This is a genomic window from Sphingobium sp. AP49 (assembly GCF_000281715.2).
Taxonomy (GTDB): Bacteria; Pseudomonadota; Alphaproteobacteria; order Sphingomonadales; family Sphingomonadaceae; genus Sphingobium.
In genome coordinates this window covers 320,151-340,624 of record NZ_CP124576.1, presented here as the reverse complement: position 1 = coordinate 340,624, position 20,474 = coordinate 320,151, and the positions used below count along the sequence as shown (strand labels likewise).

The following is a 20,474-nucleotide window of genomic DNA, read 5'->3' as shown; positions in this document are numbered from 1 at the left end:
CTGCGCGACTGTCGGATCTAAAGGTGCAGCGACAGACCAGATGTCAAAGGTGCCGCTCGCGGTGCCTATCAACCTTTGGACGTCCGACCCTGTCGTGATGATCGGCACGCAGGGCGCGATAATCGGGCATCTGTTTACGAAGGCGCTACCCAGTCGACGGATCAAAGAGCTCAACGCGGCCGAAACCAATGCGGCCATCATAACCCATGGGCAAAGTCTGATACGCGATTATTGGGGCAGTTATGTCGCCATCTTCCAGATTGCTGGCGGCGACATCGTCATAATCCGCGATCCCTCCGGTGGTCTGCCGGCTTTTTGGAGAGAGATTGACGGGGGCATCGTCATTGCGCCTCAGGTGGGCACATCTCCCTTCGCGGCATCAGATGGAATATCTGTCGATCTGGACGCGCTGCTTGTCCACATGTGGCATCCGTTCCACGCTGGCGAACAGACATGCCTCTGCGGAGTGCGGGAAATTGTGCCGGGCGGGCGGCTACACATCGGGCCATCAAAGCAGCGCTCGGACCTTCTCTGGCAACCTTGGGACTATATAGCCGGTCGTGCGCGCCTTGGCCCTGCCTCGATCGAACATCTGCGCGCCACCGTTCTCGACGCGATCAAAACTTGGGCTGGTGAGTTCGCCTCGATCTCGTCGGGCCTGTCGGGTGGACTGGATTCTTCGATCGTCTGCGCGGGGCTCGCCGGGGCGACTTCTTCGCCTCGGGGCTTCCACATGCGTTGGGCCGACCGCGAGGGTGATGAGACATACTATGCGCAGCTTGTTGCCCAAGCGCTCGACATGCCGCTCGACATCTATCCTTATGACCTGGATGCCATCGATTTTGAGCAGCCCATTGTCGCACATACTGCGCGTCCGCTGATGGCCCATTATGCCCAAAGCACTGCCAAGGCCCAGGCCATGGTTGCAGCACAACATAATATTGCAGCGTTCTTCACGGGCCATGGCGGGGATAATGTCTTTGGAATGACCCATTCGATTGTGCCGATCCTCGATCGCTATCGAGACGCAGCTGGCGCCAAGGCTGTTATCGCGTCGATCCAGGATGTTTCGAGATTGCACGACGCTTCCTATGCCACCATTCTGCTTCATATCTTGCGGCATCTCGCACGTGGTCCGCGCAAGGCAGCGCAAGGCACTCCTGGCTTTCTCAACATCAAGAGATTGGATGCGGCGAAGGAAAGGATCGCTATCCATCCTTGGCTGACACCGCCCGAGGGCCTCGCACCCGGCGCAGCCGCGCATATTCGCGCATTATCCCGAGCTGTAGGCTATGAAGGCTTTCATGACCGGCGCTTCCAGCCGCCGACAATAGCGCCGTTACTGGCCCAGTCGGTCATGGAGGTCTGCCTGGGCATACCCAGCTGGCAATGGGTGGAAGCCGGGATCGATCGCTCCATGGCGCGCCGCGCCTTTTCGTCCGATCTGCCGCCTGCCATTACCGCCCGCCGGACCAAAGGCGGGCCGGCGGGCTTTCTCGACCGATATTATTGGGACAATGAGCGCAAGATATTGTCCTTCCTCAAGTCCGGCTTCCTCGCTGAGCATGACCTCATATGCGCTGTGCCGCCGCCGGATGCGCCGTCAGGCAGACCGGCCTATGACCGAGCGGATGCCCGCCGCCTGCTCGGTCTTGCCGGGGTGGAAAGCTGGGCTCGCCAGTGGGCCGGCTAGCTCGGCGATCATCGATCGCCTGACTTGGGCCGCGCAAGCCGCATGGCCTCCCATCGCGCGCGTCGCGCGCCATCCGGTCCAGCTGAGGGTGGAAGATCCCGTAGCCAATAATCAAACCACTCCAGATTCTCCGCCATGGCGCCCAGCTGATTTGAGGGCAGATGGAAAAAATGCGTCTCGTCCGACGCCCAGCTCTCTCCGGGATAAAGTGATATTTCCGAGGGGATCTGCGCAGCGCGCAATGCCTGATGGAAATCGATCGCGGACTCATGTGGTTCGGCGATCTGCTGCAGCACGGGCGCCTGAGCGAAGCGCGCTCGATAGGAAGGGGCCAAAGCGGCATAATTTGGCTGGGCAACAGGATCGCCAGGAGCCCCGCCATAGATAGCCCGGTAGACACATTGGTGCGTGCGATAGCTGGTTGGTTCGAGGAACCCCCCATCGCCGCTGGATGCAGCTGAAAACAGATCAGCCTGGGTGACGGCAACATTCGCGATCTGGGAGCCATAGCTGTACCCTGCAATGCCGACATGCCTGGGATCGATCAGGCCTTCTGTATCAAGCGCATGCAATATTACACGGAAGCTCTCAATTTGATTGAGCCAACCCAGGCGCTGTATTTCCGCAGGCGGCGTTGCCCCGCCGCACATGTTGCGATCTGCCGAAGCCTTTACCAGCTCGTCACTTTGCGAGACGTCGGGCTCATTGGCCAGTATGACCATATATCCGCGTTCAGCGAAGAGCTGAATCGGATAATCCCATTGTATATCCTTCGACCCGAACCGTTCATCCGCGTCGGAACCATGCGTGACAAGCACAGCGGGGTAGCGCTGCCCGGATTTATACGCTCGAGGATAAATGATCAGGCTTCGCGCACGGTATCCGTAGGCGTTTGTCAGGATGCGGGTTTCCACGCGAAGCGGCGTAATCGCATCATGTCGCGGCGACAGGGGTTGAAGCGCTTCTATCCTTCCTGTGCCGACCGTGACCCGTACGAAGGATGGCGCCCGCGTCACACCCTCGCGCGCGCAGACGCCTACGGATAGGCTGGGCGCGAAGCTGCAATGGGTCAGGCTTTCAGGAACCTCGATCCGCGCCACTCTGCCAGCAGTATCTAGGCGGATCAGGCCATAGCGGCCCGCGCTCGTGAAGCGGACTGCTATGAGTGCCACACTCCCGTCTGGAGATCGCCAATGTCCAGGGGATCGAGCGTCCGACAATGTGGCATCAAGCACCCCATAGTCGATCAAGCGGCCATCGATTGTTCGCTCTCTCAAGCGACGCTGCTGGTTGACGCGCTCGATCGCGACCGTTCCGTCATGAGGTCCCGCGATGCGATCGGCGAACAGCGCGGGTCCTTCGTCAAGAGGGCGGCTTTTGCGATCCTCGAACCGCCAGCGGTAACGCTGGATATGGGGCACATTGAGATTGTCTGCCTGAAGTGCGTAGTCGAGCGCATCATCGTGCCAGATCGGCATGCCGCCCATATAGCGCCCAACCCGATCAGGGCCGAAAACGTCAGCGATCCAGAGCGGCGGACCACCATCCTCCTTCAGGAAGAAATGTGCCGTGACCCTCGGGCCTCGTCGCCGATAGATGGTCAGCCGCGTGACGTCTTCATCATGCCGGATTTCTCCCTTTTCGTCCTCCGCGCGCAGCAGTGAGTAGAAGAGCCGACGCCCGTCGGGTGACCAGTCATAATAGGCAAGGCCAAAGCGTACTGGCCCGGTGAAGCCATAGCCGAATTGTGCACCATCGGCTGATCCGACCAGGACTGGCTCGGGATTGACGACAAGGGCTTGCATGGCGCCGTTGTTGCCGAACTGATAGAGCTGAACGCCTTGTCCCTGATCGATCAATAGGCTCCAGGCCATTTTGCCGGGAACGGCCTGGAGCCTTTCCATCCAGATGGAACGGGCAAGGATCCTGTCTCCATCCGGCTGGAAGTTGGTCACATGGAGTTCGAACTCCGTGCGGTTCTCCTTTCGGTTTGCGACCCGAAGGATGTAGGCAAGCGTTCGTCCGTCATCGGCCAGCGCGGTGCCGGCCACTGCAGGGATCGCCAATATGTCGTCCATGGTCCAGGAGCGGCCTTGAGCCGCGACCGTACGGCCCACCATCGGCTGTGCCGCCGCGAGTGTCAGCAAGATGGTCAGGCATGTTCCCACGCGCATCAACATCACCACGACCGGCGGATCTGGATGGAGAGAAAGCGCCCAATCGGGGAGTAATTGGTCGTGTCGAAGGGCGTGTCATAACCAGAGCCTGTGACGATCAACGGGGGCTTGGCGTTGAAGACATTCTGCATATTAGCGCCCAATTCGAAGCCGCCTCCCACCTTGGCGATGGCAGAAAGATCTAGGGTCGCGAGCGCGCGCAGGCGGTAAGCTGGCAGCCTCCGGTTATCGAGAATGCTTGAACTCAGATTGGTGAATGCAGAGAGGGTGAGCCGCGGTGTGACATAGCTGGCACCAACCCGGCCCTTGAGCTTGGGCGGGTTGAATATGGTGCCGGAAAGATCGACCGTCGGCAGGCCGTCGAACAATTGCCTGCTGCTATCGATCCAATTGCCATCGAAGCTGAGATCGAGCGCCTCGCGATCCGGGTCTCCGATCAGGTAGCGCATGGAAAGGCTGATGCCTTTGTAGATCTCGCGTGCCATGTTTCGGTCGCGGCCATCCAGAATTGCGACGACCCGGCTGGGATCATAAGTGCCGGTCGTGCCATTCTGCAGACCGATCGCTGCACCGCTGATCAGCGACTGTTGCAAGGAGGTGGACGGGTCGAGCGTGACGAGGCTGTTATAGATCGGATTGTTGAGTACGCCGATCGCAGACGTCAGTGGCGTTGCAACACGATCGGTGTAATCAAAATGGAAAAAGCTGATGCTGCCGGTGAATTCGGGATGTTCGACTGGACGGAATTCCGCCGAGAAGGTCCAGCTTTCCGATTTCTCGGGTTTCAGGTCGGCGTTCGCGCCCCCCAAGATTATCATGGTCGAGTCGGCTGGAAAGCCCGTGGCATATCTGGCGGTCTGATATAGGACGGCGGAGTAGCTTCCATATCGCTGATACAGGGTCGGGAGGCGGAATGAGCGGCCCCAACTACCCTTTATCGCCAGGCCATCAAATGGCTCATAGACGAGCCCCAATTTCGGAAGCGCGACGGAATCCGTGCCTGAGTTCGCCTCGTAGCGGAATGCTCCCGTCAGCCGAAGCGCACGCCCCAGCCGGGAATTCTGTGCTGGCGAAAGGATCGGGACCAGCAGTTCGGCGAAACCAAATCCGTTTTCACTGTGCTGCTTGAAGGCGTTGCTCGTGACGCCCAATGTGGTGGTGGTCAGTTCGATGCCGGTACGGCGATAGCCGCCGCCCAATGCAACGCGAACCTCGCCGGCCGGTAGGCTGAAAAGCGGGCCGTCGCCGTTCAATTCGATCGACTGAGCATCATTGTCATATTGCCGATAACTTGCCCCATAAACCGAGCCTCCCGCGAAGATGTCCGAATGAGTCTGGGATTTGTCGGCGCCGAACGACGACAGGAGATGCAGATTCCAGGATGCGCCAAGGCTGGCCGTAAGCGACGGGGCGACAAGCCACGACCGGGTGTCTGCCCGGACCGCCGCGCCGCTGGCGGTGTGCGGCTGTCCCTCAAGGAAGCCGGCGATCACATCTTGCCTTCCGTCCTTGTACATCACGTCGACATTGGCCTTCAGCTGACTGCCAATGTCCTGGAAGAGGCTTATCAGCGCGCTATCGCGCCCGAGCCTGGGGTAAAGCGATGAATCCGTCGCCATGCTTTTGGCGTAGGAACGGCTCGATGCTGGAATGTCGGAGTTGGACGAATGGTCCAGAACGGCGAGAATTCCGCCTCCGGCCCACTTGGCGCCACCCGTCAGATTATATTGCTGCTGGAAATTGCCGCCATCGGTCGAACCCCCGACTCTTGCCAGCGCGCTGACGCCTTCATAGTCGCGCTTCAGAATGACATTGACGACGCCGGCCACGGCATCGGCGCCGTAAATCGCCGAAGCGCCGTCCGTGATGATTTCGACACGATCCACTGCAGTTGCGGGAATGGCGCTGATGTCGACGGCAGAATTAAGACCGGTGTAGCTGAGGCGGTTGCCATTCAGCAGCGTCAAAGTGGCATTAGGGCCCAGGCCGAGCAGGTTGGGGGACGATGATCCGTTGACGTTGACGTCGCTGTTGCCCTGGCTGGTGCCGACACCGGGATTCTGCCCTCCGCCAAAATTCACCGGCGAGCTTCGTATGACCTCGCCCAAGTCCGCTTGTCCGCCACGACGCATATCTTCGGCCGTTATGACGCGAACGGGAGCCGACGGCGGCGCCCCGGTAATCCGGCTGCCGGTGACGGTGATGATGTCTCTCGAATTTTCATCGCTGATCGACTTCGAGCGGATGATCACGGCTCCATCCACGATCTTAGCTTCGAGGTCGGTGGTTTTGAGGAGCCGACCAATAGCTTCACTCGGTGTCAGATTGCCTTTGAGCGGGGCAGCGGCAATGCCCTCGATATCGCTGGCAGACATGTAAATTTCCCAGCCAGCGCTCGAGGCAACGGCGCGCAGAGATTGGTCGAGCGTCTGCGCAGGCAAGTCGATGACGATAGCCGGATCGTCCTTGGCCCATGTTGCTGGGATTGAAATAACCTCTGCCGCGCCAGCCATGAGCAATGCAATCGTTTGAACCTTCGTGACGGACATTGTTCCCCCCAATGCGTTTGCCGACCCGCCACATCGGCGCGTCTGGGGGGGATTGACGTTGCAATTGGTACGACCTTAGTCGTCGATCAAAATATTTTATCTCTTGCGCAGGTGAATGGTGCCTTGGCGGTGGACTGCAGCAAGTCCGAAAAGAGAGGCGATCCTCTCGGCAAAGTGGTCGCTATCCGTAATATGGAACCGTCCCGAAACCAGCAGATTGCCCAGGGTTGGCTCATCGAGCTCGATCGGCTGCCTTGCATATCGATTGGCATCCGCAATCACCTCCGACAGGGGCGCGGAATGATATTCGGTCCAGCCATTAGGCCAGTCACGCCGATCGGTGTCGTCCTGTCCGACCGCAATTGGTGTGAAGTCGCTTGCAAGATAGCCATAGCTTTGCCCGGCCTGCATCTTTGGGGCTACCCTCTTCAACACCGCGGGGCGCAGCAACCTGCGTAATTCTACCTCACCCGACAGGACGGCGACCTCGATTTGACCATCGGCAGCCATATCCACATCAAAGCTTGCGGCATTGGCCGTAAGTTCGCCTGAACCAGCCTCGACAATGAAGGGGCGAGGGTCTGCGCTCACGGCTATACGAGCCTTCCCTTCGAGGAGCCGGATTCGACGTTCTCTCCTCGTCATTGCAACTTCGATCTGGCTGGCGGCATCGAGCGTGAGATCGGAGCCGTCGGCGAGCGCTACGGCGCGGATCTGATGCCGCGGCGCACGCATGCGCGCCGGCGCAGCTTCCTCGTTGATGGCGGTCCGCAGATGCTGGTTCGACGTGAAGGTCGCGCCTAGAGCTATTGCCAGCGCAAGTGCTGCTGCAATTCCTAGGCCGAGGAAAAATGTGCGGGAATGTAACGGCTTCTTTTTGCCATGGCGGACAGATGACTTCAGTATCTCTGAAGCCTCGAAATGATATCGAGCCCGCTCATAGGCCCGTCGATGATCGGCAGACTGATCCAGCCATGCGTCGAGATCCGAGGTATCCGCCCCCGGTTCACGAGCGCGCAGATTCAGGAACCAGGCGATAGCTTGCTCTTCGATGGCATCGCGGTCGACGCCATCGTCACCATCCAGGTCGCTCATCGCGCCGCGTCCACGTGGCGGCTGATATGCGCGAGCGCCTTCACCATGTGATATTCCACAGTCGCGACGCTGATTTCCAATCGCTCATGGATTTGGCGATAGCTCATTTCATCCACCCGGTGCATCAGGAATACACGGCGGGTCTTTTCGGGAAGCGTATCGACGGCATTCTCGTATAGGCGTAGCAGATCGGACGCCTCCAAATTGAGGCATTGCTCTGGCTGCGCGACGACATCTCGCTGCTCGTCGAGTGGAAAGATGACGACATTATCACGTCCTATCTTTCGGGCTCGATCGATCAGCAAATTGCGGGCAATTCGTCTGACGAACGCGGCAGGATTTATGAGCCGTCCCGCCTGCTCGCTGCTTGCGGCGCGCACGAAGACTTCTTGGACAAGATCAGGTGCGGCATCCCATCCGGCGCGTTTGCCCAGATAGCGCAGAAGCCCGGCTCGCTCGGTCTGGAAAGTTTGCGCAAGGCTTTCGGCCGGCGGAGAAACGGCGACGGATGCCGGCGTCCCATCGGCGGGACTATTGTGGCATCCAGAGGATACGGACCTAGGCGGACGATGGCACGGGAAAGGGAATTGAGAGGGCACAAGTCAAATCCAGGCGACAGCAACTGCCATCGGGCAGTTGCCCGACTGTTTGCTTTCCCCTGCGCTATGCCGCGGTTCGACATGCCACTGTCATCTCTAGGCGGCCGTCCGTCCTTCGTGGACCGACGTAAATTATGCTTGGCAGGTATGCTTGCGAGGCACTCTTCGGATTTCCTCACGTCACGATGATGGCGGCATGTAATCGATTGCGCAAGGTAGCCGCTGCGATCAGGAGGCTGGTAAACTGTGATGAAAAAAGCACAGCGGAACCTAGCCGCAAACATGCTTACCATGCGCTTATTTTGCGATTTTCGAAGGAAAAATAAGCGGTTTCGATCGGCCCCGGCGGGCCAGAATTCTTTGATTTTATTGAAGAATTCTGGAGCGGGCGAAGGGATTCGAACCCTCGACCCCAACCTTGGCAAGGTTGTGCTCTACCCCTGAGCTACGCCCGCTCTTGGCGGCCGGGAGAGTGTGTCCCTCTCGGCGGGTGGCGGCGAACTAGCAGCGGTTTCCGATATCGGCAAGGGCAGAATTGCAGAAAAATGAAAAACTTTCCCAAACCCCTATTCCCCGGGCATTTTCGCTTACTCAGACAATCATCCTCCTAAAGCCACTGCCGGATGTCCTGAGCGCGAGGAGGATGAATCGTCGAATCACGGATGCGACGCTACAACTTGACCCGTGACGCCGATCTGCCAGTCTCTCCACGTTCCGACATTTCCAAACCTGACAGGGATCGATCGCAGCCGCTTTTCGTATGGCATATGGGGCGAGAGGAGAGTCTTCCAATGACGTCTGACGGTTTTACGCGCCGCCACATCCTGCAGGGCAGCGCCGTGGCGACCGCTGCTGCGGTCCCCGCCATCGCACAAGGCGCCGCAGCGCCCCGACCCACCCCGGAGCAGGAGAGAGGCCGCATGACAGCTGTCGACATGCGTGTGAACGGACGGGACGTGCATCTGCAACTCGACCCCCGCACGACCTTGCTGGACGCATTGCGCGAGCATCTGCACCTGACCGGCACCAAGAAGGGCTGCGACCATGGCCAGTGCGGCGCCTGTACGGTGATCGTCGAGGGGCGGCGGATCAACAGCTGCCTGACCCTGGCGGTCATGCACGAGGGCGAAGCAGTCACCACCATCGAGGGGCTGGGCACGCCCGAGCAGTTGCATCCCATGCAGCGCGCCTTCATCGTCCATGACGGCTATCAGTGCGGCTATTGCACGCCCGGACAGATATGTTCGGCCGTCGCCGTGCTGGAAGAGATCGCGGCCGGCGTACCGAGCCATGTGACGCAGGACCTGGACCATGTCGCCTGGTCCGATGCGGAGGCGCGCGAGCGGATGAGCGGTAATATCTGCCGCTGCGCCGCCTATCCCAACATCATTGCCGCCATGCGCGATGTCGCCGGGGAGGATAAGGCATGAGGCCCTTCACCTATGAACGCGCGGCCAGCGTCGAAGCGGCGGTCAAGGCAGTGGCGTCGATCCAGGGCGCCCGCTTCATCGCTGGCGGGACCAATCTGCTGGACCTGATGAAGCTGCAGATCGAAACGCCGGCGCATCTGATCGACGTCAATCATCTGGGGCTGGATAAAATCGAGCCGACGCAGGAGGGCGGGCTGCGGATCGGCGCATTGGTGCGCAATACCGACCTGGCCACCGACGGGCGCGTGCGGCGTGATTATGCAGTGCTCAGCCGGGCGCTGGTGGCTGGCGCATCGGGCCAGCTGCGCAACAAGGCGACGACCGGCGGCAATCTGCTGCAGCGGACCCGCTGCCCCTATTTCTACGACACGCGCATGCCCTGCAACAAGCGGCGGCCGGGCAGCGGTTGTGGCGCGATGCAGGGGATTAGCCGCAGCCTGGCGATCGTCGGCGTCAGCGACGCCTGTATCGCGCAGAACCCGAGCGACATGGCCGTGGCGCTGCGGCTGCTGGATGCGCAGGTCGAGACGATGGCGCCGGGCGGTGCAAAGCGAACGATTGCGATCGCCGATTTCCACCGCCTGCCCGGCGATACGCCGCAGGTGGAAAATGCCCTGCAACCTGGCGAGATGATCCTGTCGGTGACCTTGCCCAAACCCCTTGGCGGCACCCATGTCTATCGCAAGGTGCGCGACCGCGCGTCCTATGCCTTTGCCCTCGTGTCGGTGGCCGCAGTGTTCGGCAAGGATGGGCAGGCGCGCTTTGCCTTTGGCGGCGTGGCGCCCAAGCCATGGCGGGTGGACGGCGCCGACGCGGCCGCGTCCCAGGGAGCCAAGGCCGTTGCGGACGCTGCTTTGGCCGGCGCCCGCACCACATCGCATAATGACTTCAAGAAGGCATTGCTGGCCCAGACGCTGGCATCGCTCTATCGCCAGCAGGAGGCACGGGCATGAAGTTCGACACGCCAGCCGGCCCCAACCCGATCGACCGCGGCCGCGTTGTCGGCATCCCGCATGACCGGATCGACGGCGCCGCCAAGGTCACCGGCACCGCCCCCTATGCCTATGAACGCCATGATGCCGCGCCCAATGCCGCCTATGGCTGGATCGTCGGCAGCGCGATCGCCAAGGGGCAAATCCGGTCGATGGATCTGCGCGCAGCCGAGGCGGCGCCGGGCGTACTGGGCATCGTCACCCATGCCAATGCCGGCAAGCTCAACAAGGGCCGGTTCAACACCGCCCATCTGCTGGGTGGTCCGGCGATCGAACATTATGAGCAAGCGCTGGCGCTGGTGATTGCCGACACGCTGGAAAATGCACGCGACGCGGCGAGGCTGGTGCGGATCGACTATGCGCCCGAACAGGGCCGGTTCGACCTGAAGGCCGAAAGGCTGCACGGCACAATGCCACCGGCGAGTTTCGGATCGCCGGCGGACACGAAGGTCGGCGATTTCGACGGTGCCTTTGCCCGGGCGGCAGTGCAGATCGACCAGCTCTATACCACCCCCGACCACAGCCATGCGATGATGGAGCCCCATGCCACGACTGCGGCCTGGAACGGCGACAAGCTGACGTTGTGGACCGCCAACCAGATGATCGCCTGGAGCGTGGGCGACATGGCCCGGACGCTGGGCATTCCCAAGGAGAATGTCCGGCTGGTCGCGCCCTATATCGGCGGCGGCTTTGGCGCCAAGCTGTTCCTGCGCGCCGATGCGCTGCTGGCGGCCTTGGGCGCAAAGCAGATCGGGCGGCCGGTCAAGGTCGCGATCGCCCGGCCGCAAATCCCCAACAACACCACCCATCGTCCCGCGACGATCCAGCGCATCCGCCTGGGCGCGGACAAGGATGGCGTGATCGATGCGATCGCACATGAGGTCTGGTCGGGCGATCTGCCCGGCGGTGGCCCGGAAACGGCGGCGCAGCAGACCCGCCTTCTCTATCGCGGCGCCAACCGGATCACCGCGCATCGGCTGGCGGTGCTCGACCTGCCGGAGGGCAATGCGATGCGCGCGCCGGGCGAGGCGGTCGGCATGCTGGCGCTGGAAGTGGCGATGGACGAACTGGCCGAGGCCTGCGGACTGGACCCGGTCGAACTGCGCATCCGCAACGATGTGCAATATGATCCCGAAGCGGGACCACAACGGCCCTTTTCCAGCCGCAAGCTGGTGGAATGCCTGCGCGCCGGGGCGGCGCAGTTCGGCTGGAGCAAGCGCAATCCGCGCCCCGGCCAGGTGCGCGACGGGCGTTGGTGGGTGGGCATGGGCATGGCCGCCGCCTTCCGCAACAATATCACGACCGATTCGGGCGCGCGCATCGGCATCGACAGTCGGGGACGGGTGACGGTCGAGACCGACATGACCGACATCGGCACAGGCACGTACACCATCATGGCCCAGACTGCGGCGGAAGTGCTGGGCATAGAGATCGACGCGGTGACGGTACGGCTGGGCGACAGCCGCTTTCCCGCCTCCGCCGGCTCAGGCGGCCAATGGGGCGCCAACAGCTCGACCGCAGGCGTCTATGCCGCTGCCATGGCAATGCGGTCGAAGCTGGCGGAGAAGGCCGGCTATCCGATCGATGACGCGCGGTTCGAGGATGGGCTGGTGAAGATGGGCAACCAGTCACAGACGCTGAGCGCGCTCGCCGGACGTGACGGGCTGTGGGTCGAGGACAGAATCGAGTTTGGCGACCTGGCCAAACGCTATGCCCAGGCGACCTTCGGCGCGCATTTCTGCGAGGTTGGCGTCGATATCGACACGGCCGAGGTGCGCATCCGCCGGATGGGTGGCGCCTTTGCCGCCGGCCGCATCCTCAATCCCAAATCGGCGCGCAACCAGGTGATCGGCGCGATGACCATGGGCGCGGGGGCGGCTCTGATGGAGGCGCTCGACGTCGACACTCGCTTCGGCTTCTTCGTCAATCATGACATGGCCGAATATCTGGTGCCGGTGCATGCCGATATTCCCGAACAGGATGTGCTGTTCGTCGAGGAACTGGACGACAAAAGCTCGCCGATGAAGGCCAAAGGCGTCGGCGAGCTTGGCATATGCGGTGCCGGCGCGGCGGTGGCCAATGCGGTCTATAATGCGACCGGCATCCGATTGCGCGACTATCCGCTGACCATCGACAAGCTGCTGCATGCGGGCATGCCGGTGGTCGCGGCTTGACAGTAGAGGGCTGCGCTTCCTAGTCCCCGATGCAAAATCGGACCAAAGGGACGCGCTTCATGAAAATCCTGCCGTTGATGCTGTGCGCGCTGCCCGGCGTCGCCGCTGCCCAGACGCCCGATGTGACGGCCGATGAGGCCACCTCGATCGTGGTGACGGGCAGCGGCCTGTCCTTGCCGCCAGGCACGCCGGCCTATGGATCGGTGGTGATCGACCGGGATCGGCTGGCGGATGCGGCGTCGGGGCGGATCGAGAGCGTGCTGGCCGATGTCGCGGGCTTCCAGCAGTTCCGCCGGTCCGACAGCCGCGCCTCCAATCCCTCGAACCAGGGCGCCACGCTGCGCGCACTGGGCGGCAATGCGTCGAGCCGGACCCTGGTGCTGCTCGATGGCGTGCCGGTCGCCGATCCCTTCTTCGGCTATATTCCTTTCTCGGCTTTGGTGCCCGACCGGCTGGCGCTGGTGCGAGTGACGCGCGGCGGGGGGAGTGGCGCCTTTGGCGCGGGCGCGGTCGCCGGCACGATCGAGCTGGCCAGCGCCACCCGCGAGCAGATGCCGGTCTTCGGCGCCAGCGCCTTCTATGGCAGCAAGGACGCGACCGAATTGTCCGCCAGCATCGCGCCCGACCTGGGCAGTGGTTATGTGTCGCTGTCGGGCCGCTGGGACCGGGGCGACGGCTTCCAGACCACGCCCAGGGACCAGCGCGTCGCCGCCACCGTGCCCGCCGCCTATGACAGCTGGTCGACCAATCTGCGCGCGGTCGCGCCGATCGATGCGACCTCGGAAATCCAGTTTCGCGGCACCCTGTTCCAGGACAACCGCACCCTGCGCTTTGCCGGCGCCGACAGCATGAGCCAGGGCCAGGATGCCAGCATCCGCTATATTGCGCGCGGTCGCTGGCAGGTCGATGCGCTCGCCTATCTCCAGGCGCGCAACTTCTCCAACATCGTCATCTCCTCCACCAGCTTCCGCAAGTCGCTCGACCAGCGCAACACCCCCTCGACCGGGATCGGCGGCAAGATCGAGCTGCGCCCGCCGGTCGGCGAAGACCATGTGCTGCGCATCGGCGTCGACACCCGCTTTGCCACCGGCGACATGTTTGAGGATGCCTATAACGCCAATCTCGCCAGCAACCCGCTGACATCGCGCCGCCATGCCGGCGGCGACCAGATCACGACCGGCGCCTTTGCCGAGGATGACTGGACGATTGGGAATCTTGTCCTGACCGGCGGGGTGCGGGCCGATCGCTGGTCGATCCGCAACGGCTTCTACAAGGCGGTCAGTGCGGTCGGCGTGGTGACGCAGGACAGCACCTACGCCAATCGCTCCGACTGGGAGTTCTCAGGCCGGGCAGGCGCGCTCTACCATGTCAGCGATGCGGTGGCGCTGCGCGGGGCGGCCTATAGCGGCTTTCGTTTGCCGACGCTCAACGAGCTTTATCGCCCCTTCGTCGTCTTTCCGATCACCACCCGGGCCAATGAAGCCTTGAAGCCCGAGAAGCTGAAAGGCGTGGAGGGAGGCATCGACCTGACCCCGGCATCGGGCGTGCAACTGTCCGCCACGCTCTTCTACAACCGGCTCGACGATGCGATCGCCAATGTCACCATCGACAGTGTCACCCGCAAGCGGCAGAATGTGAACGCGATCGTGGCGAAGGGCGTGGAACTGACCGCCAGCGCGCAACTGCCGGCCGATTTCTCGCTGCTCGCTTCCTATGCCTATAGCCCCAGCAAGGTGGATGCACCGGGCATGACGTTCGACGGCTTCGCCCCGGCGCAGGTGCCGCGCCATTCGGCCAGCGCGACCCTGGCCTGGGCGCCGAAAGCCGGGCCGGAGCTGTCGGCCACGCTGCGCTATGTGGGCAAGCAATATGAGGATGATCTGCAGAGCGATGTGCTGCCCGATGCGCTGACGCTCGACGCCATCGCCCGGCTGCCGATCGGCCATGGCATCAGCCTGGTCGCGCGCGGGGAAAATCTGTTCGACGAGGATGTCGTTACCCGCAATGCCGGTGGGTCCATCGACCTGGGGACACCCAGGACGCTCTGGTTCGGTGTCACCGTGCGCGGCTGAGCTGATTCATCCCATCCTGCCTTTCGTCGCCTTTTGGCTGCTGCTGGCGAATCTGATGGTCTTCATGCTGTTCGGGTTCGACAAGAGGCGGGCGCGGCAAGGCAGCCGGCGGATTCCCGAGAAGACATTGCTGCTGTGAGCGCTGGCTGGCGGGACGCCGGGCGCCTTCTCGGCGCGCCATCTCTTTCGTCACAAGACGCGCAAACAACCCTTTGTCCGGCTGCTATGGCTGATCGCCATCGCGCAAGGGCTAGGCCTCGCCGGATGGGCGATGCTCTGATCTGTCAATTGGGGGAAGAAATGGTGCTGCCGGGGAGGATTGAACTCCCGACCTCAGCCTTACCAAGGATGCGCTCTACCACTGAGCTACGGCAGCACTCTATTTCGTCTCCGTCGCGCCATGCGCTTCGGAGGCCGGGCCTATGGCCGCCTGCTCGCCTCATGTCAAGGCGGGTTGCGGCGGATAATGCATTTTGCTTATGCGTGCGGCATGAGCGAAACCCAGGACGAAAAGAAAGCCAGGCTGGCGCAGGCGCTGCGCGACAATCTGCGTCGCCGCAAGGCCCAGAGCCGGGAGGTAACGCGGGAGGAGGCTGAGCCCGCCCCCGCGCCAGAGCCGAAGGACTGATTCGCCTTATAGCGGGGCGCAGGCAGCCTGCAGCCAGGCCAAAGCCTCGCCGTCCAGTTGCGGCCCGACCACGGCCAGTACCTGTGCATGATAGGCATCGACCCAGCCACGTTCGCCCGCGTCGAGCAGATCCGTGGCGATGGCGTTGCGGTCGATCGGCGCGAAGGTCAGGGTTTCAAAGCCCAGCATCGGCTTTTCGCCGCCGGCGGTCGCCCGTTCCTCCACCAGCACCAGATTCTCGATGCGGATGCCATATTCGCCGGTCTTGTAATAGCCGGGTTCATTCGAGAGGATCATGCCTGCCACCAGCGGTTCGTCGCCACCGCCGAAGGTCGCGATCCGCTGCGGCCCTTCATGCACCGACAGGAAGCTGCCGACACCATGGCCAGTGCCATGGGCATAATCCAGCCCCTGCGCCCACAGATATTGACGTGCCAGCACGTCGAGCTGGCCGCCGCGCGTGCCGACCGGGAAGGTGGCGCGAGCAAGTGCGATATGGCCCTTCAATACCAGAGTGAAGCGCTGCTTCATCTCGTCGCTCGGCGTACCGATGGCAATGGTGCGGGTGACGTCGGTGGTGCCGTCGCGATATTGGCCGCCCGAATCAACCAGATAGAAGCTGCCGGTCTCGATCGGGCGGTTGGTCTTCTCCTCGACCTTGTAATGGACCACGGCGCCATTGGGGCCGGCGCCGCTGATCGTATCGAACGACAGGTCCTGCAGCAGGCCGGTATCCTGGCGGAACGCTTCCAGCCGGTCGGCCGCACTCAATTCGTCTAGCCCGCCGCTGGGCGCTTCGACCGCGATCCAGTGGAGGAAGCGGCTGAGCGCCGCACCGTCGCGCGCCTGTGCCGCCTTATGGCCGGCAATCTCGGTGCTGTTCTTGATCGCCTTGGGCAGGACCACGGGATCGCGCAGGCTGAGTATCTGTGCGCCGCCGGCGTCGAGCGCCTCGAAGATCGCGGCAACAGCGCGCTCGGGATCGGCGACGACAGTCTTGCCCTTGAGGTCGGCCAGCGCATCGGCAAATGCGGCGCGGTCATGGATGCGCACGGCGTTGCCCAGATGCTTGGCAACCGCCTCGTCCATCTTTTCCGGCGCGACATAGAGGTCGGCAGTGGCATCGGCATGGACGATGGCATAGGCCAGCGCGACCGGGGTGCGCTCAACATCCTTGCCGCGGATGTTGAAGGCCCAGGCGATCGAATCGAGCGCGGAGAGGACGGCGGCATCCGCCTTCTTCGACACCAGCCAGTCAGCGATATCGGCACGCTTCTCGGCCGCATTCTTGCCGGCATAGCGGTCCTCATGAACCACCAGCTTGGCGTCGCTGGGGGCCGGGCGATCGGGCCAGACGGCATCGACCGGATTGGTGTCGACTGCCACCAGCTCCGCGCCCTTGTCCGCCAGGGCCTGTGTTGCCTGCTGCACCCAGGCGCGGGTGTGCAGCCAGGAATCATAGCCGATGCGCGCGCCTTCGCCCGCATGATCCTTCAGCCAGGCGGCGATAGAGGTCTGCGGCACGCTTTCATATTGCCAATGGGCGCCGTCCACCTGCTCGCGCACCTGCAGCGTATAGCGGCCGTCGACGAAGATCGCCGCCGCCTCCGGCAGGACCACGGCACTGCCGGCCGAGCCTTGGAAACCGGTGAGCCAGGCGAGCCGCTGGGCATAGGCGCCGACATATTCGCTCATATGCTCGTCGGTCAGCGGCACCACGAAACCATCAAGCTTCTGGCGTACCAGTTGGGCACGCAGGGCCTTCAGGCGATCTTCATAACTGGACATCGAACTTCCCTTGGATCATTCCGGCCTCTTGCGTTGGCCATAATGCCGACAACATAGAGGGGCCGGCGCGCTTATTCCAGCGCAGCCCCCGTCTGGACCATGGATAGTTAATGACCGATCAAATGCAGCCCCCCTTGTCCCCGCCGATCGCCGAGCGCCGCCCGCACAATTTCACGCATCATGGCATCACGGTGGACGACCCCTACGCATGGCTGCGCGACCCCGGCTATCCCGACGTCCAGGACAAGGATGTGCTGGCCTATCTGGAGGCCGAGAATGCCTGGTTCGAGGGCGCGATGGCGCCGCACAAGCCGCTGCTCGACACGCTGTTCCAGGAGATGAAGGGGCGGATCAAGGAAGATGACGCGTCGGTCCCGCAGAAGGATGGCGACTATATCTACTGGCGCGCGTTCGAGACCGGGGCACAATATCGCAAATGGTATCGCAAGCCCGCAGCAGGCGGTGACGACCAGTTGATCCTGGACGAACCGGCGTTGGCGCAGGGCCATGACTATTTTCGTCTTGGCGCCATGTCGGTGAGCCCCGACGGCCGCTACCTCGCCTATGCGATCGACACCAATGGCTCCGAACGGTTCGAGGCGCGGATCAAGGATCTCTTCTCGGGCGAGATATTGCCCGAAGTCATTCCCGACACATTGTCGTCGCTGGTGTGGACCAGCGATTCCAAGGGCCTGCTCTATGGCCTCGCCAACGAGAATTGGCGCACCGACAATGCCCGGCTGCACTGGCTGGGCCAGGATGTCGCCAGCGACGTCGAGCTGTTCCATGAGGATGACGAAGGCTTTCGAGTCTCGATCGGCCTCACCTCCTCGGAAAAATGGATCGTCATCGCGACCGGCGACCATGTGACCAGCGAAGCCTGGCTGGTGCCCGCCGACAACCCGACCGCGACGCCGCTGCTCGTCTCCGCGCGCCAGGCCGGCCGCGAATATGACGTCGATGAGCATGAAGGCACGCTCTACATCAAGACCAACGACACCCATCCCAATTTCCGGCTGGTGAAGGCGTCGCTGGACACGCCCGACCAGTGGGAAGAGGTGATCGGCGCCGACGCCCATTTCTACCTGACCGATTTCACCCTGTTCAAGACCTTCTACGTCACCGAAGGGCGGCTGGACGGGCTCGACCAGATCGAGCTGCGCGATTATGCGACGCACAGCGCCAAGCGCCTGCCCTTCCCCGAGGCGAGCTATTCCGCCAGCCTGGACGATAATCCCGAATATGACGTAACCAAGTTGCGCATCGGCTATGAATCGATGGTCACGCCCGACACCATTTATGATTATCATCTGGCCGATGGCCGGTTTGAGGTACTGAAGGTCCAGGAGATCCCCAGTGGCTATGATGCCGGTCGCTATGCCACCGAAAGGCTGCTGGTCCCGGCGCGCGACGGCACGGAGATTCCGGTGTCGATCGTCTATCCGGCCCACTTCCCCCGTGACGGCAGCGCGCCGCTGCACCTCTATGGCTATGGCGCCTATGGGCTGGCGATGGAGCCGGGCTTTTCGACCAGCCGCCTCTCGCTGCTCGACCGCGGCTTCGCCTTTGCCATCGCCCACATTCGCGGCGGCGACGACCTGGGCCAGCAATGGTATCTCGACGGCAAGCTCGACAAGCGCACCAACACCTTCACCGATTTCGTCGATGTCGCGAAGGGGCTGATCGCGCTGGGCTATAGCAGCAAAGGCAAGATCAGCATTTCGGGCGGATCGGCCGGCGGCGAACTGATGGGCGCAGTGATCAACAGCGATCCCGAGCTGTGGGGCGCGGTGGTGGCGCATGTGCCCTTCGTCGACGTGCTCAACACCATGCTGGACGAGACGCTTCCCTTAACGCCAGGCGAATGGCCCGAATGGGGCAATCCGATCGAGGACGAGGCCGCGTTCCGTACCATCCAGAGCTATGATCCCTATACCCATGTCAGTGCCCAGGCCTATCCGCCGCTGATGGTGACCGCCGGCCTCAACGATCCGCGCGTCACCTATTGGGAGCCGGCCAAGTGGGTGGCGAAGCTGCGCGCGACCAAGACCGACGGCAATATCCTGCTGCTCAAGACCAATATGGGCGCCGGCCATGGCGGCAAGTCCGGGCGGTTCGAGAGCCTGCACGAGACCGCCGAGGAATTTGCGTTCATCCTGTGGCAGCTGGGAGTGGAAGGCTGATGGCATCGAGCTTCACCAAGCCATTCACCGCACGGCCCGAGCATATCGATGTGCTGGGCCATGTGAACAATGCGGTGTGGGTGCAGTGGATGGAGCAATTGTCGGTCGAACATTGGATGACCGATGCCGACCCGGCCCATGTCGAGGCCTATATCTGGGTCGTGACCCGGCATGAGGTCGATTATCGCGGCAATGTGACCGAGGGTGATGTCGTATCGGGCCGCACCTGGATACCGGAAGGACCGCGCGGCGCGCGGTTCGACCGGCTGATCGAGTTCACCGGCCCGGATGGCAAGGTGAAGGTGTCCGCCAAATCGACCTGGGCGATGATCCACAAGGAGAGCGGCCGGCTGATGCGGGTACCGGCGGAAGTCGCGGCCAACTTCATCGAGGGATGAAGCGAGACTGGACTTCGCCAGCCGGAGGAACTTGTCGATAGACAAGCACGTTTTTCGAGCCGTCATAAGATAATGACAGGAGAAGAACATGTATAAGAATGGGTCCGTCATTGGCAGCCTATTGGCTGCATCCGCCCTTTTTCTGACAACGACTCCGGCGCTGGCCGGTGACGAGGAACGGGCACTGGCCGCCATTTCCCAGGCACAGGGTAAGATCGACGCAGCCACCAAGCTCAACGCATCGCCCGACCTGCTGTCCCGCGCCCAGGCGTCGCTGCGCCTGGCACAGGAAGAGCTGAAGAGCGGCAAGGAGCAGAAGGCGATCGCGTCCGCCATCGATGCCCAGCAGGCCGCCGACATGGCGATCGGCGAGAATAAGCAGCAGGCCGACGCCGACGCGCAGATCCAGGCGCAGAGCGCCGCCAGCGCGCAGCAGCAGGCCGATGCTGCCAATGCCCGTGCCAGTGCCGCCGAACAGGCCGCCGCGTCGGCCGCCGCCGATGCCCGGGCAGCGCAGACGTCCGCCTCGCTGGCAGCGGCAACCACACCAACCACCACCGTGACCACCGAGACGGTCAAGGCCGCGCCGTCGCGGAGCACCGCGCAGAAGCGCACGACCACCGTGGTCAAGAAGAAGGCCGCGCCGACCACCGTTGCCGAGCGTACGACCACAACGGTGACGACGCAGAACTGACG

The 20,474-nt window shown here is 62.6% G+C and carries 14 protein-coding genes, 2 tRNA genes and 1 pseudogene; 10 read left to right on the top strand and 7 right to left on the bottom strand.

The window, feature by feature from the left end; genetic code table 11:
- Positions 1-40: 40 nt before the first annotated feature.
- The gene (locus tag PMI04_RS01620) at positions 41-1,693 is read left to right on the top strand and encodes an asparagine synthetase B family protein (protein WP_238536011.1); all 1,653 of its coding nucleotides are present in this window, start codon (positions 41-43) and stop codon (positions 1,691-1,693) included.
- 8 nt (positions 1,694-1,701) lie between these two features.
- On the opposite strand, the gene PMI04_RS01615 is transcribed toward PMI04_RS01620, so the two are convergent.
- From PMI04_RS01615 to PMI04_RS01595, 5 genes are all read right to left on the bottom strand, one after another.
- Positions 1,702-3,873, bottom strand: a complete 2,172-nt coding sequence (locus PMI04_RS01615) for a prolyl oligopeptidase family serine peptidase (protein WP_007715099.1) — start codon at positions 3,871-3,873, stop codon at positions 1,702-1,704.
- The gene (locus tag PMI04_RS01610; protein WP_238536012.1) at positions 3,873-6,419 is read right to left on the bottom strand and encodes a TonB-dependent receptor; all 2,547 of its coding nucleotides are present in this window, start codon (positions 6,417-6,419) and stop codon (positions 3,873-3,875) included. Before PMI04_RS01610 ends, PMI04_RS01615 begins: the two co-directional genes overlap by 1 nt.
- 96 nt (positions 6,420-6,515) lie before the next feature.
- Entirely contained in the window at positions 6,516-7,514 is a 999-nt protein-coding gene (locus tag PMI04_RS01605) for a FecR domain-containing protein (RefSeq protein WP_007715103.1), read from the bottom strand.
- Positions 7,511-8,113, bottom strand: coding sequence for a sigma-70 family RNA polymerase sigma factor (locus tag PMI04_RS01600; RefSeq protein WP_230588653.1), 603 nt, complete (start codon positions 8,111-8,113; stop codon positions 7,511-7,513). Before PMI04_RS01600 ends, PMI04_RS01605 begins: the two co-directional genes overlap by 4 nt.
- A gap of 380 nt (positions 8,114-8,493) precedes the next feature.
- Positions 8,494-8,568: transfer RNA gene (locus PMI04_RS01595), tRNA-Gly, on the bottom strand.
- Positions 8,569-8,904: 336 nt separating this feature from the next.
- Between PMI04_RS01595 and paoA the strand changes: the two genes are divergently transcribed.
- The 5 genes and pseudogenes from paoA (at position 8,905) to PMI04_RS21250 (ending at position 15,061) form a co-directional block, all read left to right on the top strand.
- A complete protein-coding gene (paoA, locus tag PMI04_RS01590; RefSeq protein ID WP_007715108.1) occupies positions 8,905-9,543 on the top strand; it encodes an aldehyde dehydrogenase iron-sulfur subunit PaoA in 639 nt (212 codons plus the stop codon).
- Positions 9,540-10,496 (top strand): xanthine dehydrogenase family protein subunit M, encoded by a 957-nt coding sequence (locus tag PMI04_RS01585; protein ID WP_007715110.1) that lies wholly within the window; start codon positions 9,540-9,542, stop codon positions 10,494-10,496. Before paoA ends, PMI04_RS01585 begins: the two co-directional genes overlap by 4 nt.
- Positions 10,493-12,709: an aldehyde oxidoreductase molybdenum-binding subunit PaoC gene (gene paoC, locus PMI04_RS01580; RefSeq protein ID WP_007715112.1), complete on the top strand. Its 2,217-nt coding sequence runs from the start codon at positions 10,493-10,495 to the stop codon at positions 12,707-12,709. The genes PMI04_RS01585 and paoC overlap by 4 nt, the downstream gene beginning before the upstream one ends.
- A gap of 59 nt (positions 12,710-12,768) precedes the next feature.
- Positions 12,769-14,781, top strand: coding sequence for a TonB-dependent receptor (locus PMI04_RS01575; RefSeq protein WP_283184839.1), 2,013 nt, complete (start codon positions 12,769-12,771; stop codon positions 14,779-14,781).
- A pseudogene (locus tag PMI04_RS21250) lies at positions 14,699-15,061 on the top strand (DUF1294 domain-containing protein). Before PMI04_RS01575 ends, PMI04_RS21250 begins: the two are co-directional and overlap by 83 nt.
- Positions 15,062-15,082: 21 nt before the next feature.
- On the opposite strand, the gene PMI04_RS01565 reads toward PMI04_RS21250, so the two are convergent.
- Positions 15,083-15,157, bottom strand: a tRNA-Thr gene (locus PMI04_RS01565).
- A gap of 114 nt (positions 15,158-15,271) precedes the next feature.
- Here PMI04_RS01565 and PMI04_RS01560 point away from each other — a divergent pair.
- On the top strand, positions 15,272-15,409 hold the full coding sequence (locus PMI04_RS01560; protein ID WP_157178088.1) for a hypothetical protein: 138 nt from the start codon (positions 15,272-15,274) through the stop codon (positions 15,407-15,409).
- A gap of 6 nt (positions 15,410-15,415) precedes the next feature.
- Here the strand turns inward: PMI04_RS01560 and PMI04_RS01555 are convergent, their stop codons facing one another.
- Positions 15,416-17,197, bottom strand: a complete 1,782-nt coding sequence (locus PMI04_RS01555; protein WP_007706873.1) for an aminopeptidase P family protein — start codon at positions 17,195-17,197, stop codon at positions 15,416-15,418.
- A 110-nt stretch (positions 17,198-17,307) separates the two neighbouring features.
- On the opposite strand from PMI04_RS01555, the gene PMI04_RS01550 reads away from it, so the two are divergent.
- From PMI04_RS01550 to PMI04_RS01540, 3 genes are all read left to right on the top strand, one after another.
- Complete coding sequence (locus tag PMI04_RS01550; protein ID WP_007706870.1) at positions 17,308-19,380, top strand: S9 family peptidase; 2,073 nt, start codon at positions 17,308-17,310, stop codon at positions 19,378-19,380.
- Positions 19,380-19,778 (top strand): acyl-CoA thioesterase, encoded by a 399-nt coding sequence (locus PMI04_RS01545; protein ID WP_007706868.1) that lies wholly within the window; start codon positions 19,380-19,382, stop codon positions 19,776-19,778. The genes PMI04_RS01550 and PMI04_RS01545 overlap by 1 nt, the downstream gene beginning before the upstream one ends.
- Positions 19,779-19,866: 88 nt before the next feature.
- Positions 19,867-20,472 (top strand): hypothetical protein, encoded by a 606-nt coding sequence (locus PMI04_RS01540; RefSeq protein ID WP_007706865.1) that lies wholly within the window; start codon positions 19,867-19,869, stop codon positions 20,470-20,472.
- Positions 20,473-20,474: the final 2 nt, after the last annotated feature.

Coding starts and splice junctions, on each gene's coding strand:
- PMI04_RS01575 (WP_283184839.1), top strand. CDS start 12,769: ATGAAAATCCTGCCGTTGATGCTGTGCGCGCTGCCCGGCGTCGCCGCT.
- PMI04_RS01545 (WP_007706868.1), top strand. CDS start 19,380: ATGGCATCGAGCTTCACCAAGCCATTCACCGCACGGCCCGAGCATATC.
- PMI04_RS01610 (WP_238536012.1), bottom strand. CDS start 6,419: ATGTCCGTCACGAAGGTTCAAACGATTGCATTGCTCATGGCTGGCGCG.
- PMI04_RS01585 (WP_007715110.1), top strand. CDS start 9,540: ATGAGGCCCTTCACCTATGAACGCGCGGCCAGCGTCGAAGCGGCGGTC.
- paoC (WP_007715112.1), top strand. CDS start 10,493: ATGAAGTTCGACACGCCAGCCGGCCCCAACCCGATCGACCGCGGCCGC.
- PMI04_RS01550 (WP_007706870.1), top strand. CDS start 17,308: ATGACCGATCAAATGCAGCCCCCCTTGTCCCCGCCGATCGCCGAGCGC.
- PMI04_RS01620 (WP_238536011.1), top strand. CDS start 41: ATGTCAAAGGTGCCGCTCGCGGTGCCTATCAACCTTTGGACGTCCGAC.
- PMI04_RS01560 (WP_157178088.1), top strand. CDS start 15,272: ATGAGCGAAACCCAGGACGAAAAGAAAGCCAGGCTGGCGCAGGCGCTG.
- PMI04_RS01605 (WP_007715103.1), bottom strand. CDS start 7,514: ATGAGCGACCTGGATGGTGACGATGGCGTCGACCGCGATGCCATCGAA.
- PMI04_RS01555 (WP_007706873.1), bottom strand. CDS start 17,197: ATGTCCAGTTATGAAGATCGCCTGAAGGCCCTGCGTGCCCAACTGGTA.
- PMI04_RS01540 (WP_007706865.1), top strand. CDS start 19,867: ATGTATAAGAATGGGTCCGTCATTGGCAGCCTATTGGCTGCATCCGCC.
- paoA (WP_007715108.1), top strand. CDS start 8,905: ATGACGTCTGACGGTTTTACGCGCCGCCACATCCTGCAGGGCAGCGCC.
- PMI04_RS01615 (WP_007715099.1), bottom strand. CDS start 3,873: ATGTTGATGCGCGTGGGAACATGCCTGACCATCTTGCTGACACTCGCG.